The following is a 1,305-nucleotide window of genomic DNA, read 5'->3' as shown; positions in this document are numbered from 1 at the left end:
GGCGACATCCACGTGTTCACCGCGCGCGACGTGCTGCTCAACCGCTCGCGCATGCTGACCTTCGCGGGCGGCGACGAGATCATCTGGTCGACGCTCGGCGACATCGACGCGGGCCGCGGCGCGAAGACCACGCGCTCGTTCCGCCAGCCGGTGATCGAGACCGACGCCGACGGCATCACCCGCGCGCTCGAGAAGGCCGACATCACGGGCTCGGGCATCGGCACCGTCGAGGGCTTCGAGAACGTGGTGCCGGGCGACGTCGACCTGGTCGCGCCGAAGGGCACGGTCAACGCGGGCGATGCGGGCATCCGCGTCAGCGGCAACCTCAACATCGCCGCGCTGCACGTGCTCAACGCCGCCAACATCGAGGTCAAGGGCGAATCGAAGGGCCTGCCGGTGGTGACGGCCGTCAATGTCGGCGCGCTCACCAACGCCAGCGCCGCGGCCTCGCAGGCCGCCAATGCCGCGCAGGAGACGGTGCAGCGCGAACGCGCCGCGAGCCGGCAGGCCCTGCCCTCGGTGTTCACGGTGCGCGTGCTGGGCTTCGGCAACGAACCGGCCGAGGGCCGCGAGCCGCCGCCCGACTCCCGGCCCGGCGTGGTGCGTTACGAGCCGAACCACCGCGTGCAGGTGATCGGGCATGGCGCCGAACTCAAGCCCGACCTGCTGGCACGGCTGACCGAGGAAGAGCGGCGCCGCCTGCAACAGCGCGACTGACGCGTCCGTCACGCGCAGCGAGCGCGCCCTGTCCCGGCGGGACGGGGCGCGGCCCCGCCGTTCCCGCCCTCAGGAAAGCAGACCCGTCATGGACATGAGCATCCACGTTCACCTGGCCACGCCCGAGGCCGGCGCCGAGCCCGGCAGCGCGCTGCGCGACTGCCTGGTGGCGAACTACCAGCAGCTGCATCGCCGGCTGCAGCGGCACCTGGGCTGCGCCGACCGCGCCAGCGACTGCCTGCACGACGCCTGGCTGCGGCTCGGCGACATGGCGGCGGTGCCGGCGGTGCAGGCGCCCGAGGCCTATGTCTATCGCGTCGCCTGCAACGTGGCGCTGGACCGTCTGCGCGGCGAGCGCGCGTCACTCCAGGTCCAGGAGCCCGAGTTCACGGTCGAGGCCTTCGCCGATCCCTCGCCGGGCCCCGAGGCCGTGGCCGAGGCGCGCTCCGAGCTGCGGGCGCTCGAGCGCGCGATGCAACGGCTGCCGCGCCGCCATCGCGCGGTGCTCGAAGCGCTGCGCATCGAGGAGATGACGCGCCAGGAAGTGGCGCGGCACTACCAGCTCTCGCTGCGCAATGTAGACACGGC

Annotated in this window: 2 protein-coding genes; both read left to right on the top strand. The window is 73.0% G+C overall.

Annotated features, from left to right (window positions below; all coding sequences use genetic code 11):
• On the top strand, window positions 1–717 hold a 717-nt coding region (locus AC27VN_RS41700), incomplete at its 5' end, for a filamentous hemagglutinin family protein (protein WP_490880545.1).
• Between the two features lie 88 nt (window positions 718–805).
• A partial coding sequence (locus AC27VN_RS41695; RefSeq protein WP_490880544.1) for an RNA polymerase sigma factor occupies window positions 806–1,305 on the top strand: 500 nt, incomplete at its 3' end.

The organism is Variovorax sp. 20P10.2.4 (assembly GCF_058244205.1).
Note: the sequence above shows the minus strand (reverse complement) of the source record. Positions and strands in the feature narration are given on the sequence as shown.